The following is a 16,358-nucleotide window of genomic DNA, read 5'->3' as shown; positions in this document are numbered from 1 at the left end:
TATTGATAAAATGGAGAGTGCTTGAGATGGGAAGCGAAGAAATCAAAGGTGTAAAATATCCGCTCCTTCGCGTGCGGCTTGATAAAATAAGAGAAAACGCGGCGGCGCTCACGGCAGAGTGCGCGGCGCACGGGATAGCTCTGTGGGGCATCTCAAAGGGTATATCGGCCTTCCCGGAGGCGGCGCGCGCCTTTGTGGACGGCGGCATACGCGTCATCGGAGACAGCCGGCTCGACAACATCAGGAAGATGAAAGAGGCCGGCGTGAAAGCGGACTTTGCGCTCATCCGCATACCGATGCGCTCGGAGCTGGAAGAGCTTGCGGAGCTTTGCGACTACACGCTCATCTCTGACATCGGCACTATGGAGCTGCTTGCTTCGATATGCGAAAAAAAGAAAAAAACGGTAAAATGCGTCGTGATGATGGATATGGGCGACCTTCGCGAAGGCTTTTGGTTCAAAGAGGCGGAGCGCGCGGCATTTGAGATGCCGAAATTTGACGGCTATATGAAAATAGCGGGCGTCGGCGCGAACTTCTCCTGCGCAAGCGGCGTGCAGCCCACGATGGAAAACTTACAGACGCTTGCCGGCTGCGGCGAGGCGCTTGAAAAGGCGCTTGGTGTTTCGCTTGAAATATATTCAGGCGGCGGCACCTGTTCATTCCTTCAGATGAGACGCGGACAGATGCCATCTGGGATAAACAACCTGAGGATAGGCGAGGCGATGCTCCTTGGCCGAGACACCGCCTTCGGCGTGACGCTGGACGGGCTGAATCAGGATACGATGCAGCTAGAGGCGGAGCTTGTCGAGGTGCGCACGAAGCCGACGCTTCCGGTTGGGGAGATAGGGCACGACGCCTTTGGAAACATTCCCGTCTTTGAGGACAGGGGAGACCGCAGACGCGGGATACTGGCCGTGGGCAAACAGGATGTGAATATCGCGGGACTTGCGCCGCTTGACGCCGGCGTGCATATAATAACCGCCTCAAGCGACCACCTGCTGGTTGACATAGAGGAGCGCCCAGAGCTGAAAGTGGGCGACGTTCTGCGCTTCAGGCCGGATTACACGGCGATGCTTTCGTCGTCGACCTCGCCGTATGTCGCTAAAATATTTGAATAGGCATAAATCTCAAAAATAATATGTTTTAGCAGATGATAAAGCAGTCCGGTTGGTGTAAAATCATAAAACCGTAAGGTGCTTTATCATTTTTTTACGTAGCTATTTTAACTATTTAAAGGAGAGATTTTTACGATGTCTGCTGAGAGCAAACGAGATGGTTTCAGTTCAACTTTAGCGGCTCTGATGGTTGCGCTGGGTTCCGCTGTCGGACTAGGGAATATATGGAAATTCCCGTATATGACCGGCACCGGAGGCGGCGGCGCGTTTTTGGTGATTTATCTGTTCTTCGTCTTCTGCGTGGCGGTGCCTATCATGATAAGCGAATTCGTCATTGGACGCCGTTCGCGCATGAACGCCGTAGGCGCCTTTAAAAAGCTCACAGGAAACGCGCGCACTCCGTGGGCCGGTATCGGCTTTATGGGCGCGCTCTCCGCATATCTCATCATGTTCTTCTACAGCTGCGTCGCGGGCTGGGTCTACTGCTACACCTTCAAGGCGGCTACTGGCGCTTTCACGAACATCACAAAGGAGGGCGCGGGCGCTCTCTTCGCGCAGACTATCGGCGTAGGCGGAGCGAGTCAGTCCTTCTTCTCATGGACGGTGCTCGCCCCGATATTCTGGCAGGTCATAGTGCTTGTGGTTGTCGGGACGATAATTTCAATGGGCGTCTCCAGAGGCATTGAACGCGCGATAAAGGTCATGATGCCGGCGCTATTTTTGCTGCTCATCATCTGCGTCATACGTGCGCTGACGCTTCCGGGCGCGGGCGAAGGCCTCCGCTTCCTCTTCCACGTCGATTTCGCGCAGGTGACGCCGGCCGTCGTGCTAGGCGCTATGGGGCTTGCCTTCTTTAAGCTTTCGCTCGGAATGGGCACGATGATCACCTACGGCTCATACTTCACCTCAGACGCCGACCTTTCGATATCGCCGCTTAAGATAGCGATCGCGGACATCTGCGTCTCAATGCTCGCAGGCCTCGCCATTTTCCCGACGGTCTTTTCCTTCGGCGTAGAGCCTGGCGCCGGCCCCGGTCTGCTTTTCATCACCATCCCGCTCGTCTTCTCGCAGATGCCTTTCGGACAGGTGCTGCTTTTCGCCTTCTTCCTGCTGACGGCCTTTGCCGCAAACGGAGCGATGCTCTCTCTCGTCGAGGTGCCGACCATGTGGATGGCCGAAGAATTTAACATGCCGCGCAAAAAGGCCGCCATCATCAACTGCGTGCTTATAGGCGCGGTCGGCGTGCTTGCCGCGGGTTCGGCCGACGGCAGCGGTTATTTCGGCGGGCTCACCTTCTTTGGCAAGGGCTTCTTCGACCTCTTTGACTATATCTCGTCAAACCTCACGATGCCCATCGGCGGCATCCTTATCGCTATCTTCACCGGCTATATCCTGAAGCCGAAAGATTTCTTCGCGGAACTGACGAACAACGGGATGCTCCCCAACCAGAACAGGGTAAACTTCATCCGCGTGCTGCTTCGCTATGTGACGCCCGTGCTCGTTTTGATAATCTTCCTCAACGCGCTCGGCATCGTCAAGTTCTAAAAACCAACTGCTCATACAAAAAGAGGCGGCCCCGCAAAAACATGGGGCCGTCTCTTTTTGTATCTTCCGCGCTCTCTGCGGCGCGGCTAATCTTCTTTTTCTTTTTTTTCTGACAGGTCTCGGTCTATCTCTATGCTGTCGTCCATGAAGCCGGCGCATTTCGCGCGCACCCAGCGGACGACCGGAAGGCTGCTCCAGAGCTTTTTTTCTTCTTTTTCGTTGAAGTCGCGTATCTCTTCGGCGACAAGTTTTCCCGTCACCTTCTGGTGCGCTTTAAGGTCTTTCAAGATGATGCACATCTCTTCCACCTCGTCCTCCGAAAGCAGAGCGAAGCGCCGTATCTGCGTTTCTATCGCCTCTATATGCGGGTTTTTTGAGTTCATCCTGTCTGGCGCTTTTAGGATGCGCGAAGCAAGAATGCTCGTAAAGGCTGTGATGCAGGCAACTCCCGCCACCATTAGAAAGATGGCGACCATCCTGCCCCCGTCCGTATGCGGCACGATGTCGCCGTAGCCGGTGGTGCTCATCGTCACCAGAGAAAACCATATAGAATTGCCGTAGCTTATCTCTTCGCAGATGGAAAATAGCTGAGCCGCTACGACGAGCGAAACTATCGTTATGCCGCCCGCGTAGTGCAGCAGGTTTGTTTTGAAGAACCTGCTCTGCATTGAATAACAGCGCCCTAAGTAGGCGAGGAACTTGACGAGGAAGATGATTTCCATAAGGACGAAGGTGCTCGTCTGCCAGCGCGACAAATCAAGCAGATACAAAACGAAAATGAATGGAGACGACGGGACTATTGATATAAATTCCGACAGATGCGTAGCTATGAAGAGTTTAAAGCTTGTGGCAAAGCATATCCTTATACAGAAATCGACCGTGAAGACAAGCCATATCAGATGGTCGACGACATAGAGGACCACAGGCTGCTCTTCTGGGTGAAAATATTTCTCGCCGAGCGCTATTAGAGAAAGCATTGAAAAAATAGCCAGTATCGGCAGAATGACCTCGTAAATAAAGATGAGCCTCTTGCGCAGCTGCGGCCTCATTGTTACCCCTCCATCGAGTAAAGCTCCGCGGGACGAAGGCTCGGCCCGCGGAGGCCTGTTTTATTTTCAGCGGCTTTCTGTCATCGCGCGCGCCGCCCAGAGTCCGCTTGCGGAGGCCTGTATGACGCCGCGCGTGACTCCTGCGCCGTCTCCCGCGGCGTACAGCCCCGGTATCGTCGTCTGGAGGCCTTTGTCCAGCGCCACCTTAAGGCTGTAGAACTTTACCTCGACGCCGTAGAGCAGCGTATGGCTGCCGTTGATTCCAGGGATGATGTGGTCGAGCGCGGAAAGCATCTCCATGATGCCCACGAGATGCCGGTAGGGCAACACGCAGGCGAGGTCGCCCGGCTCCGCGCTGGTCAATGTGGGCGTCACGAGGCCGCGCGCTATGCGCTCGTGCGTCGAGCGCCGCCCCTTGCGGAGGTCGCCTAGGCGCTGCACAAGAATGCCGCCGCCCAGCATGTTCGCAAGGCGCGCGATGTGGCTGCCGTAGCCTATAGGGTCGCTGAACGGTTTTGTAAATTTGGTGGAGAGCAATATCGCGAAGTTTGTGTTTTGCGTCTTTTTGTCGTTTTCGCGGTTTGAATGGCCGTTTACTGTGAGGATGTTGTGATGGCTCTGAAACTCCGTCGTCACCTCTCCGTGCGGGCACATGCAGAAGGTGCGCACACGGTCGTCGAAGGTGGGCGTATCGAGTATCGCCTTTATCTCGTAGAACTGGTCGGTGATGTCCTCGGCCCACGCGGAGGGTATCTCAACTCGCACGCCGATGTCGACGGGCAGAGACTCTATCTCAAGCCCGAGCGCGCGCACCGTCTTTTCCATCCACGCCGCGCCCTCGCGTCCCGGCGCAAGAAGCACCTTAGGCGCGAGCAGTTCGTCGCCGTTTTCAAGGGCCACTCCAGCCGCGGAACCGTCCGCCGCAAGCAGCACGCGGTCTACCGCGGTGTTCGTGAAGACCTCGCAGTTGTCTTTCATCGTCTCGTACATGGCGCCTAAGATAAACTTCGAGCGGTCGGTGCCCATGTGGCGGATTGTGGCGGGGATTATGTCAAGGCCTGCCTGAAGCGCCTTTGCGATGACCTGTTTTGCCAGCTCGCCGCCAGGCTCAAAGAGCGTGGTGCTCGCTCCGTGGCGCAGATACATCTCGTCCGCCTCTTTTATAAGTTCGAGCAGCTTCGCGCGCCCGCAGTATTCCTCGAGGTTGCCGCCGAACTCCGGCGTCAGCGTCAGCTTTCCGTCGCTGAAAGCGCCCGCGCCGCCCCAGCCGCAGACGACGTTGCACGGCCGGCAGTGTACGCACTCCGAAGCTCCGGCCTTCATCGGGCATATCCGTTTATCTATAGGGCGTCCCTTGTCGGCGACTGCCACTTTAAGTCCTCTGCCGGCCAGCTCCATTGCGGCGAAAAGCCCGGCGGGGCCGGCACCCACTATTACCGCGTCGTAATTTTTTTTCATAATGATATAAGTCCTCCATTAAACGCTTTTCTTGCTCCGCTAAGTATAGCTGAAATAATTAAAATCAGATACCGGCAAAAGCGGCGGTGCGGGATGCTTTTTAATAGGGGATTTTTATGAAACAAAGCGCGGCGCTCCGCCGCCGCGGATGAAGGCGAGCTGAAAAGATAGCGTCTCATTATGCTTTACGAAGTAAAAATATGTGCAATAATAGACTACCTATGTTATCATTATAGTGAAGGTTAAATGAAAGTTAAGTTCAGGAGGAAATATAAATGTCAATTACAATACAGCCGGAAAATTTCAACGCAGAGACGCTGCCGATAATCGGCATAATCGTTGAAGAGGCCGAGCCGGAGCAGATCGCGCTTGATCCGCTTCGCGGCGAGATGCGCGATTTCTGCCGCAAGGTGATAGTCAATCACGGCTACAAAGGCGAGGCTGGCTCGTCGCTCGTCATTCCGCTGGCCGATAAAAATGTGAAGTACGTCATAGCGGCGGGCACAGGCTCCGACGCCTCTGAGACGGAAGAACGCATCCGCGAGGCCGCCTTTAAAATAGCCCGCGCCGCCGCAGAAAAAGGAATCAGCGCCTTTTCCGTGACGATGCCGAAGGCTTCGTGCCCAGCGCGCTCGCGCGCGGCCGCTGAGGGCGCGGCTCTTGCTTCCAGCCGTTTTGTCAAGTACAAGGCAAAGGATGAAAAGGATAAATTCACAGAGGCCTCTGATATAATTTTTATCGACGCGGACGCAGCGGCCTTGGAAGAGGGCCGCTCCATCGCCGGAGCGCAGCTCTTCGCGCGCGCTCTTGCAAACGAGCCGGGAAACGCCGTAAACCCTGTTACTCTTGCGGAGCGGGCTGCGGCGCTTGCGCAAAAGCACGGCATGAGCTGCGAGATATGGGACGAAGAACGCATACAGAAAGCAAAAATGGGCCTCTTCTACGCTGTGGGCCGAGGCTCAAAGAACCCGCCGCGCTTCGTCGTGCTTTCCTATGAACCGGAGGGCGCGGCCAAGGGACACGTGGCGCTCGTCGGCAAGGGCATAACCTTTGACAGCGGCGGCCTCGACATCAAGCCCGCCGATTTCATGACGACGATGAAGGGCGACAAGACCGGCGCCTGCGTCGTGCTGGGAGCTATCGGCGCCGTAGCGGAAATGAAGCTGCCGTGGAAGGTGACGGCCATCATAGCCGCCGCGGAGAACATGCCCGGAGGCGACGCCTACAGACCAGACGACATCCTGACCTCAAGAAACGGCAAGACGGTTGAGATAAACAACACCGACGCAGAAGGCCGCCTCACTCTGGCGGACGCTCTGGCCTACGCCACAGAGCTCGCGCCGGACATGATAGTCGATATAGCGACCCTTACAGGCGCGTGCGCCGTAGCGCTTGGCGCAACGACGGCCGGGCTTTTTACAAACAACGACGCCTTCGGCGACAAACTTCTTGCGGCCTCCGCCGCAAGCGGAGAACGTTTCTGGAAGATGCCGATGAATGACCCGAGCCTCAGAAAACAGCTGAAAAGCCCGTTTGCCGACCTTGTGAACTGCGGCAGCCGCTACGGCGGCGCGATAACGGCGGCTATGTTCCTTGAGGCTTTCGTCTCAAAAGACATTCCGTGGGCGCATCTTGACATCGCGGCGGCGGACTTCGTAAAGAAGCCGTACAGCTATTACGTCGACGGAGCCTCTGGGTTTGGCGCGAGGACTCTCGTCCGCCTCATCAAAGAACTTTAATCTTACAAAAACCACTGCCGCGCCGCAAGACGAGGCACATAGACCAATAAGACGGGACAGGGAACATTTTAAATATGAATGAAAGCATCAGGACAGATTCAATAGCGTTGATAAACGGCGTCATCTACCCGATGGCCTATCCGGGCCGCGCGCAGGCGCTCTTCGCGCGCGGAGGGATAATCAAAAAGCTCGGCTCGGACAAAGAGATACTTGAGTTATGCGATACGAAGACGGTCGTTTTGGATATGAAGGGGCGCTATATACTGCCCGGCTTTACAGATACGCACAATCATCTGCTGGCGGCGGGGCGCAGTATAGAGACTTTAGATTTGAGCGACGCTCGCTCAATAGACGAAATAATAGGCAAGGGGAGGCACTTTCTCTCCGGCAACCCTATCGCTGTGGACGGTTGGTTCTTCGCGCGCGGCTGGGATCAGAACAGAATGGCGGAAAACCGTTTCCCGAACCGTCACGACCTCGACCTCATCTCGACCGACATCCCGCTCTGCTTCGAGCGCTCGTGCGGACATATCACGGCTCTCAACAGCAAGGCGCTTCAGATATTAAAAATCTCAAGCGGCTTTAAGATCTCCGGCGGCATAATCCACACCGACGAAAAGGGCGAACCAAACGGCGTCGTGAGCGAGGCCGCCGTCAACTGGGTGCGCCTCAATATCCCGGAACATTCGACAGAGACGCTGAAACGCTGGTACCGGCTCGCCACGGAAAAAATGCTTGGGTACGGCATAACCTCCGTCCAAACGGACGATCTGGAGCTCATCGGCCGCACGGAGGGCGTTTTTGACCTCTATGAGGCGATGGAAAACGAAGGAAAAATGCCGCTGCGCGTCGCGCAGCAATGGCATCTGCGCGACGAGGAGGCTCTTTCTGCCTTCATAGAAAACGGATACAACAGACGCGGAGGGAATTATTTCCGCTCAGGTCCGCTCAAAATACACGTCGACGGCACGCTTGGCGCGCGCACGGCGGCGCTTCGCGAGGAATACTCGGACGACCCCGGCAACCGCGGCGTCTACGCACATTCTCAGGGCGAGCTGAACAGGCTCGTGCTCACCGCGCAGGAGGCAGGGATGCAGGCCGCCTTTTACGCTATCGGCGACGGCGCTATAGAGCGCTGCCTCAACGCCGTGGAATCCGCGAAGAGCGCGGCCAACAGCGGCATCGCGCACAGGATAGTGCATTGTCAGGTCGGCGCGGCCGACCTTTATTCGCGCATGGCGTCGCTTGGCGTCATGGCGGACATACAGCCGGCCTTCGTCACCTCCGACTGGCCCATCGTCATTTCGCGCCTCGACACAGACCGCGCCAGATGGAGCTACGCGTGGAAATCGCTTCTAAACGCCGGCATTCCCGTCGGCGCGGGATCTGACGCGCCTACGGAATCGCTGAACCCGTTTGTCGGCATACGCGCCGCGATTTTGAGGCAGGATACGAACAACGAACCGGAACACGGCTGGATGCCGCTGCAGTGCGTCGACAGAGTCGAGGCCTTCGCCCTCTACACAAGCGGAGGCGCGAACGTCTGCTGCGAGCTGCCGTGGCGCGGCACGCTGGAGCCGGGCAAGGCGGCTGACCTCACCGCCTTTATGCAGGATCCGTTCCAGGTTCCTGAAAACGAGCTTTTGAACATGAATACCGGCCTCACGGTCGTAGACGGGCATATCCGCTGCATCAAATAGGAGCCTCTGTTGACGGAGAACCTTAAAGAAAATCAATCCGCTTCGCCGGAGGGCATGGTAGAACTTGCCGGACAGGCGGAACGTATAACCTTTCACAACGCGGAGAACGGATATACCGTTCTCCGCCTTAGCGTGCGCGACCACGCCGACCTCATCACCGCGGTTGGACTTATGGCGGAACCGGCGCAGGGCGAGATGCTGACTCTCACGGGCCGGTGGGAGCGCAGCGCGAAATACGGCATGCAGTTTCACGTTTACAAATGCGAATCTACGATGCCCGCTACTGCGGCCGGTATAGAAAAATTTCTCGGCTCCGGCCTCATCCCGGGCCTCGGCCCCGCGATGGCGAAAAAAATCGTCGATAAATTCGGCGAGGATACGGTGCGGGTGCTCGACGAAGAACCGGACCGCCTTGCCTTGATAAAGGGCATAAGCGAAAAAAAGGCTGAGGCGATAGCCGACGGCTGGCAGGCGCAGCGCGAGATCCGCGAAGTAATGGTCTTTCTGCAGGGCTACGGCATCGGCACGGGCTACGCGATGCGTATCTTCCGGCAGTACGGCGCCGGCACTAAAGAGGTGCTCAAAGAGAACCCCTACCGTCTTGCGCTCGACATCCCCGGCATAGGTTTTGCGATAGCGGACAAGATCGCGCGCAAAGTTGGATTTTCCATAGATTCTCCGCTGCGCGTCCGCGCGGGCGTGCAGCATGTGCTAAACCAGCTTATAACGGACGGCCACGTCTACGCGCCAATAGGCATGCTCACCGACAACGCGGCAAAGACGCTCCAGGTCGAAAAAGAGATGGCAGCCGACGGCATAGAGGCGGCGCGTCTTGCAGAAGAGATAATAGTTGAGAAGTTCACCGACGGCGACGGGAAAGAGGAAGAGGCGGTATACCTTCCGGCCTTCTACTACGCAGAGACGACCTCCGCGAAAAACCTGCGCGCCATAATAGCCGCGCCGTATAACAGTCAGTGCGTCGACTGCGACAAGATGCTGCCCTGGCTTGAACGCGAGATGGGCATAACGCTTGCTCCGGCTCAGCGCGAGGCCGTAATACGCGCCGTAAATTCCAAAGTGATGGTGATAACGGGCGGCCCCGGAACGGGAAAGACTACGATAATCCGCGCGGCTCTTAGAATGCGCGAGGCTGGCGGTTTCCGCGTGCTGCTTGCCGCTCCCACGGGGCGCGCGGCGAAGCGCATGGCGGAGGCAACAGACCATGAGGCGAAGACCATCCATCGTCTGCTTGAATATGTAGGCGCTCCCGGCAGCGGCGGCTCCTTCATGCGCAACGAGACGAACCCGCTTGAGTGCGACCTGCTTATCGTAGACGAAGCTTCAATGATAGACCAGATACTCTTTCATCATCTTTTGAAGGCCATGCCTAAGAGCGCCTCCCTCATCTTCGTCGGCGACGTAAATCAGCTCCCATCAGTCTCGCCCGGCAACGTGCTGAAAGACCTGATAGATTCAGCCTCCGTTCCTGTCGTTATGCTCACCGAGATATTTCGTCAGGGCAAGGAGAGCCGGATAATCGTCAACGCGCACCGCGTCAACAACGGCGAGATGCCGATACTGCCGGAGGATCAGAGCCTTGAATTATCGGATTTTTATTTTATAGAGCCTAAGGTGAACGCGCCGGGGCTGCCTGAAGAGGACTGCCGGAAAATTTTTGAAGATATGGTGCTTAAGACCGTCGAACGGCTTGTCGCCGACAACATCCCAAAGCGTTTTAATTTCGACCCGATAAACGACATACAGGTGCTAGCGCCGATGCACAACGGGACGGTCGGCACGAAGAGGCTCAACGCAGAGCTCCAGAAGATATTGAACAAACGGGCCGGCGCCTCCGTGCAGCGTCTTGAACGCGTCTTCAAAGAGGGCGACAAAGTGATGCAGATAAAAAATAATTATGACAAAGATGTCTATAACGGGGATATCGGCATCATCACAAAGGTGGACGGCGAAGAATCGTCCATCACCGTCAGGATGGACACGGGCATCGTCACCTATGATTTCTCGGAGCTGGAAGAGCTGGTACACGCCTACGCCGTCTCGATACACAAGTCGCAGGGTTCCGAATATCCCGCCGTCATAATCCCGCTCTTGACCCAGCATTACGTGCTGCTGCAAAGAAACCTTCTATATACCGCGATAACGCGCGGAAAAAAACTTGTCGTCATAGTGGGACAGAAGAAGGCGATACGCATCGCCGTGGAGAACGACAAGACGCGCACTAGATACACGCGCCTCAAAGAGCGTCTGAGCCAAAAGGCAAACGACGGCCTGTTTATGGAATAAAAAAATAGCAGACCGGTAAATTTTCCGGCCTGCCATTTTTTATATGCGGATAAATATAGGGTTTAGATGTAGCGCGTACTGTTTCTGTAGATATTTTCCCTGTGCCCCTGCTTGCCGTCCTTTTCCACCGCGGCGAGGCGCTTTTCCGTGTGCCTTGCGAAGCGCACGAAGGGCAGCCCGAGCAGCAGATAGATGACGGCTACGATGATGCCGGGGCCGAAGTAGTCGTAGTAGGTGGCCGACACCTGGCCGTAGACCTTCGTCAGGTCCACCATCGTGATGATGGAGACGAGCGAGGAGTCCTTGAGCAGGGAGATGAAGTCGTTCGTGATAGGCGGAATGACTACGCGGACGGCCTGCGGCAGTATCACCTGCTGCATCGCCTGCCATCTCGTCATGCCCAGCGCAAGCGCCGATTCCCATTGAGTCCTTGGGATGGCAAACAGTCCCGTCCTGTATACTTCAGCCTCGTAGGCAGCGTAGTTGAGGCCAAGGCCTATAGCTCCAGCCCAGAAGGGAGAGAACTTTATTCCGATGGACGGAAGTCCGTAGAAGATGAAGAAGAGCTGTATCAAAACAGGAGTGCCGCGGACTATCTCGACGTACCATGTCGCTATCATCGCAAGCCAGCGCGGCGCAAATACGCGCGTGACGGCAAGCGCGAGGCCCAGGCATATCGCGATGACCATGGCGACTATTGAGACCTCCATCGTGACGAGCGCGCCGTGCGCGAACATCGGCATTACGTCCCAGTAGCGCTGGAGCCGTTTTTCTATCGTGAGGTTTGGACGGTGAGCCTCCGCCCACTCGTTGTAGAAGATAGGCTCGAACTTCGGCGGGTCGAAGTCGTTGAAGGTCGTCGCCATAACCGGCGTCCAAAGGTTCCATTTGTCATATATCGCGCGCAGCGTACCGTTGTCGCGGAGTTTGACGAGGGCTGCGTTTATCTCGCCCAGAAGCGCCTTGTCCTTCTTGCGGAGGGCGATGGCGTAGGTGATTTCTCCGATCGGCGGCCCCACGAACTTTATCTCGGGGTTGAAGCCGGCGGAGTAGAGTGCGATGGGCTGGTCGAAGAGAGCCGCGTCAAGGCGTCCGTTTGCCAAGTCCTCATAGGTGTTGGCCTCGACGATGTAGGTGCGGATGTTGATGCCGCTGACCTCTTCGAGGATCTGCTGCGCGTAGCTTTCTTTGAGCGTGCCCGCTACCTTTCCCTTAAGGTCCTTCAATGTCTTGACGGAGTTGTCCTTTTTGCGGACGGCGAGCTGCAGGTAAGTCTTGTAATAGGGGATTGAGAAGTTTACCGTCTCTTCGTGCTCCGGAGTCACTTCCAGCCCGTTGATGGCGATGTCGTAAAGGTTGCGTTCAAGGCCCGGGATAAGGTTGTCCCACGCGTTGTTGACGTATACCGGGCGGCGTCCCAGTTCCTTGGCTATGGCGTCTACTATGTCCACCTCAAAGCCGATGAGCTTCTTCGGGTCCTTCGGGTCGGAGAACATGTACGGGAATCCGCCTTCGGAGTCTCCGCCCCAGCGCAGCAGTTTTTCGCCCGCGGCGGGCGCGGCGGCGTCTGCCGCGTAGAGTGCGCCCGGCATTGCCAGCGCCATTATAAGCGCAATAAGCGCAATAAACTTTTTCATCAGCATGTCACCCCGGCGTTTACAAAATGACGAAGGAACGAGCGCGTGCGTTCGTTCTTCGGGTTCTCAAACAGGACGTCGCCGTCTTCGTACTCGACGATCTCGCCCTTGTCCATGAAAATGATATAGTCCGAAGCGTCTCTTGCGAACTTCATTTCGTGCGTAACGATTATCTGTGTCATGCCCTCGGCGTCAAGGTCCTTCATGACCTGCAAAACTTCGCCGACAAGCTCCGGGTCAAGCGCGGAGGTAGGCTCGTCGTAAAGCATGACGCGCGGGTTCATAGCAAGCGCTCGCGCAATCGCTGCGCGTTGGCTCTGTCCGCCGGAGAGAGTAGACGGATATTTATGCGCGAAGCCTTCAAGCCCGACCTTTTGCAGCATCTTCATGCTAAGTTCGTGGGCCTCGTCGCTCTTCATGCCCTTTACGACCATTGGCGCAAGCATGATGTTCTGCAGCAGGTTCTTGTTTGGGAAGAGGTTGTAGCTTTGAAAGACCATGCCTACCTCGGTGCGCAGCTCATGTACCGTCTGCAGCATCGCGTCGCTCGGCGTTTCGCCAGGTTTGCGGGACACGGTGACGCCGGCCACGGTGACAGAGCCTGAGTCCATAAGTTCAAGGCAGTTGATGCAGCGCAAAAACGTGGACTTTCCGCATCCGGAAGGTCCTATGATAGAGGCGAGGTCGCCCTCGCGTATGGTAAAGCTGATGTTTCTGAGGACTTCTCCATCCTCAAAACTTTTGTTTAAATTCTCAATGACTATCAACGGTTTGTTTGTAACGTTCATTGTATATGCCCCCTCAGATTTGTAGAATTGAAAAATCCAAGGAAGACGTCATATGCGCAGATACTCGCCATATAACATCAAAGCTGACATTTTTGCAGCTTTAGCCATTAAGCCGGAAGAAAGCGGGCAGGAAGATACTTTGCAGAAGTTTTGGAGTTTCCCTCCATGTCTGTCACACCAGACACCAGTGTTTTTTTTCAATTTTCGTCTCACGTCCCTTCCGTGTAATGACATCGGCGCAATAAGCAACAACAAGTGTAATGTTTTTTTTCATATAATGCAAGTATTTTGATGGCTTCGTTTGGGAAATCGCGCGGGTTTTTTTCGACTTTGCGGAAAATAAATTAGATATAGCCCTAAATGTTCGCACTTCAGGTATAATATAGATATTAAAAGTTTTCTGGGGTCACTTTGGGCACGTAGTCGTGATGGATTATTTTATGGGAAATAGCTGGAGGAAACGATGCAAATAGAAAAACCATATTGGAGTCCTGCGGTATGCGCGGGATTCCTTTTAGACTGGGACGGAGTGCTGGCGGAGACAAGGCTTGATTTCTCGGGCATCAGGGAGAAATATTACGGCGGGCGTCGCGCCATGCTTCTTGAAGAGGCTGAAACTTTACCGGAGGGGCTGCGCGCCGAATTTTTCGCGGAGCTCAAGGAACTTGAGATGGCGGGCGCTGAACAGGCGACGCCTGTGCCCGGCGCTTTTGAGCTGATAGAGTGGCTTGATTCGCACGATGTGCCGTACTGCATACTTTCACGCAACTGCATGGATGTAATAAGACGCGGCGCCGCGGCGATAGGTTTTGAGCTGCCCGAAAAAACGTGGGGGCGAGATAATTTTCCGTGGGTGAAGCCCGACCCGCGCGCGCTGAACGCGGCCGCGGCGGAGATGGGTGCGGCCCCAAGCAGCTGCATCTACATCGGGGATTTCCTCTACGACCTGCAGGGCGCCCGCAGAGCCGGGATGCGCGCGGCGCTTGTACAGAGAGATACCGCGGAGTGGGACGCCTGGGCAGACGTCACCTATCCAACACTTGAAGACCTAGTGGCAGAGCTGAAAGAGCCAAAGCCGCTCGTGCCGTGGGAATACCGCGAGATATTCGCCAAAAAGGGCGAGCGCTGGCTTGCCAACGCGGCGCAGCTCTGCTTCGCTCTGCCCGACGACACCTCGCCCAACGCGGACTGTTGGCTCATGCGCGCCGCGGCACTGGGCGTCGGCAGCTTCCGCATAGACCCAGAACGCAGAATGACGCCGGAAGAATGGAAAAAGAGCGCCTCTTTTGCGCCGGCTGAGATGGGCGAACTCTGGTTCGACGTCGTCAGCAGATTCCTGGCCAGCCGTTTTCCGATGGCGGAGATAGTTACGGAGGCGGAGGAAGTATGCGCCGCGCCGAAAAATTCCTTAGACCTGATGCGCTTCATTGAACGCAAAAAGATAAAATAATGGCGGAAAGCGGCCTTTTCGACTTTCAGGACGAAGGCGGGGAAGGATTCGAGATCCCATTAGCCGAACGGATGCGCCCGCGGACGCTTGACGAATACGCCGGGCAAAGCCACATTCTTGGAAAAGGAAAGGCGCTGCGCCTTCTGCTTGAAGGCGGACGCGCGCCAAGCTGCATCCTATACGGGCCGCCCGGCGTCGGAAAGACGACGCTTGTGCGCCTCATGGCTCGCGCTACAGGGCGCACGCTGCTTGAAATAAACGCCGTCAGCGCGAAGGTGGAGACGCTGCGCGACCTGGTGGAACGTGCGCGCGCGGAAAAAAGGAGCTCCGGACTCTCGGCCATAGCCTTTGTAGACGAAATATACCACTTCAACAGCAAACAACAGAACGTGCTTTTGCCCTCCGTGGAGACAGGGGACCTGATACTCGTCGGAACTACCACCGAAAATCCGTGGTTTGAAATAAACAAGACGCTGCTTTCACGAATGATAGTCTACACGCTGGAGCCTCTAAAGACGGAGGAGCTTGCGGCGCTGCTGACAAGGGCCATGACCGACGAAGACCGCGGCCTCGGACGCCTCGGCGTCACAGCGCAGGAGGGCATAATAGAAAAAATAGCGGCGCTTGCCGGAGGCGACGCGCGCCAGGCGCTTACTCGCCTTGAAACCGCCGTCACCGCCGCCGCGATGGGCGGCGGCTCGCTGCTTTCGGAAGAGATACTGCGCGAAAGCGTAGGCTCCGCCACCCAACGCTACGACAGAAACTCAAACGACCACTACGCGGTCATCTCCGCATTGATAAAAAGCATACGCGGCTCAGACCCGGACGCCGCGCTATACTGGCTGGCCCGGATGCTCGAAGGCGGAGACGACATACGCTTCATCACGCGCCGCCTCTGCATCTCTGCGGCGGAAGACATAGGGCTGGCAGACCCGATGGCGCTCGTCGTCGCGCAGAACGCCGCAGCCGCCGTAGACCGCGTTGGGATGCCGGAGGCAAACCTCATCCTCTCTGAAGCCGTCATATATCTTGCCGCCGCCCCCAAAAGCAACAGCGCCTACCTTGCGATAAAAGCCGCACAGCAAAACGTCCGTGACGGAAACATAATGGAGGTGCCAAGCCACCTGAGAAACGACGGAGAAGGCTACGTCTATCCCCACGACAGCCCCGGCCATTGGACGCCGCAGGCCTACCTCCCCGAAATGCGCCGCTTCTACTTCCCGGAGGAGCTGGGCGCCGAAATAAAAATAAAAGACCGCCTGAAACGCCTCTGGAAAAGGTTCTCAGCGGATAAAAACGAAACGGAAAAGTAAGAAAATAAATGCAAAGGGGAGTCTTGCCTCCCCTTTTTTATTTTTCTTCCTTTATACGCTATATATGTATGCGCGCCATGCTTAAACATAGCTTGCGCCGTCGCCTTTTGTCTTCTTACGCAGCCGATAGAGCCAGAGGCCGAGTGCGGCCGTTGCCAGTTCTGTTGCAGGCAGCGCACACCAGACGCCTGTCATTGCGGAGGTATATGAGAAGAGGAAGGCCGCGGGGACGATGATTACAAACCCGCGCAACAAAGAAA

At 56.2% G+C, this 16,358-nt stretch carries 11 protein-coding genes; 7 read left to right on the top strand and 4 right to left on the bottom strand.

Annotation, left to right across the window (positions count from 1 at the left end; genetic code table 11):
* The first annotated feature begins 26 nt into the window (after window positions 1-26).
* Both RRY12_07945 and RRY12_07940 read left to right on the top strand, forming a co-directional pair.
* The gene (locus RRY12_07945) at window positions 27-1,118 is read left to right on the top strand and encodes an alanine/ornithine racemase family PLP-dependent enzyme (protein MEG2184591.1); all 1,092 of its coding nucleotides are present in this window, start codon (window positions 27-29) and stop codon (window positions 1,116-1,118) included.
* A gap of 132 nt (window positions 1,119-1,250) precedes the next feature.
* Window positions 1,251-2,660: a sodium-dependent transporter gene (locus RRY12_07940; protein ID MEG2184590.1), complete on the top strand. Its 1,410-nt coding sequence runs from the start codon at window positions 1,251-1,253 to the stop codon at window positions 2,658-2,660.
* 86 nt (window positions 2,661-2,746) lie between these two features.
* Here RRY12_07940 and RRY12_07935 read toward each other — a convergent pair whose 3' ends face one another.
* Window positions 2,747-3,709, bottom strand: a complete 963-nt coding sequence (locus RRY12_07935) for a potassium channel family protein (protein ID MEG2184589.1) — start codon at window positions 3,707-3,709, stop codon at window positions 2,747-2,749.
* Between the two features lie 66 nt (window positions 3,710-3,775).
* Window positions 3,776-5,167: an FAD-binding protein gene (locus RRY12_07930; protein ID MEG2184588.1), complete on the bottom strand. Its 1,392-nt coding sequence runs from the start codon at window positions 5,165-5,167 to the stop codon at window positions 3,776-3,778.
* Between the two features lie 275 nt (window positions 5,168-5,442).
* On the opposite strand from RRY12_07930, the gene RRY12_07925 reads away from it, so the two are divergent.
* From RRY12_07925 to RRY12_07915, 3 genes are all read left to right on the top strand, one after another.
* Complete coding sequence (locus RRY12_07925) at window positions 5,443-6,906, top strand: leucyl aminopeptidase (GenBank protein ID MEG2184587.1); 1,464 nt, start codon at window positions 5,443-5,445, stop codon at window positions 6,904-6,906.
* Window positions 6,907-6,980: 74 nt separating this feature from the next.
* Window positions 6,981-8,606: an amidohydrolase gene (locus tag RRY12_07920; protein MEG2184586.1), complete on the top strand. Its 1,626-nt coding sequence runs from the start codon at window positions 6,981-6,983 to the stop codon at window positions 8,604-8,606.
* Between the two features lie 9 nt (window positions 8,607-8,615).
* Complete coding sequence (locus tag RRY12_07915) at window positions 8,616-10,910, top strand: ATP-dependent RecD-like DNA helicase (protein MEG2184585.1); 2,295 nt, start codon at window positions 8,616-8,618, stop codon at window positions 10,908-10,910.
* 62 nt (window positions 10,911-10,972) lie between these two features.
* Here the strand turns inward: RRY12_07915 and RRY12_07910 are convergent, their stop codons facing one another.
* Window positions 10,973-12,547 carry an ABC transporter substrate-binding protein/permease gene (locus tag RRY12_07910; GenBank protein MEG2184584.1) on the bottom strand — a complete coding sequence of 525 codons (1,575 nt, stop codon included), beginning with the start codon at window positions 12,545-12,547 and terminating at the stop codon, window positions 10,973-10,975.
* Window positions 12,547-13,335 (bottom strand): amino acid ABC transporter ATP-binding protein, encoded by a 789-nt coding sequence (locus tag RRY12_07905; protein MEG2184583.1) that lies wholly within the window; start codon window positions 13,333-13,335, stop codon window positions 12,547-12,549. The genes RRY12_07910 and RRY12_07905 overlap by 1 nt, the downstream gene beginning before the upstream one ends.
* A 463-nt stretch (window positions 13,336-13,798) precedes the next feature.
* Between RRY12_07905 and RRY12_07900 the strand changes: the two genes are divergently transcribed.
* Both RRY12_07900 and RRY12_07895 read left to right on the top strand, forming a co-directional pair.
* Window positions 13,799-14,785, top strand: coding sequence for an HAD-IA family hydrolase (locus RRY12_07900; protein MEG2184582.1), 987 nt, complete (start codon window positions 13,799-13,801; stop codon window positions 14,783-14,785).
* Entirely contained in the window at window positions 14,785-16,098 is a 1,314-nt protein-coding gene (locus RRY12_07895) for a replication-associated recombination protein A (GenBank protein MEG2184581.1), read from the top strand. Before RRY12_07900 ends, RRY12_07895 begins: the two co-directional genes overlap by 1 nt.
* Window positions 16,099-16,358: the final 260 nt, after the last annotated feature.

This window comes from Cloacibacillus sp. (assembly GCA_036655895.1).
GTDB lineage: Bacteria > Synergistota > Synergistia > Synergistales > Synergistaceae > JAVVPF01.
The sequence above is the reverse complement of the archived record's forward strand: the minus strand, read 5'-3'. Positions and strand labels throughout refer to the sequence as shown.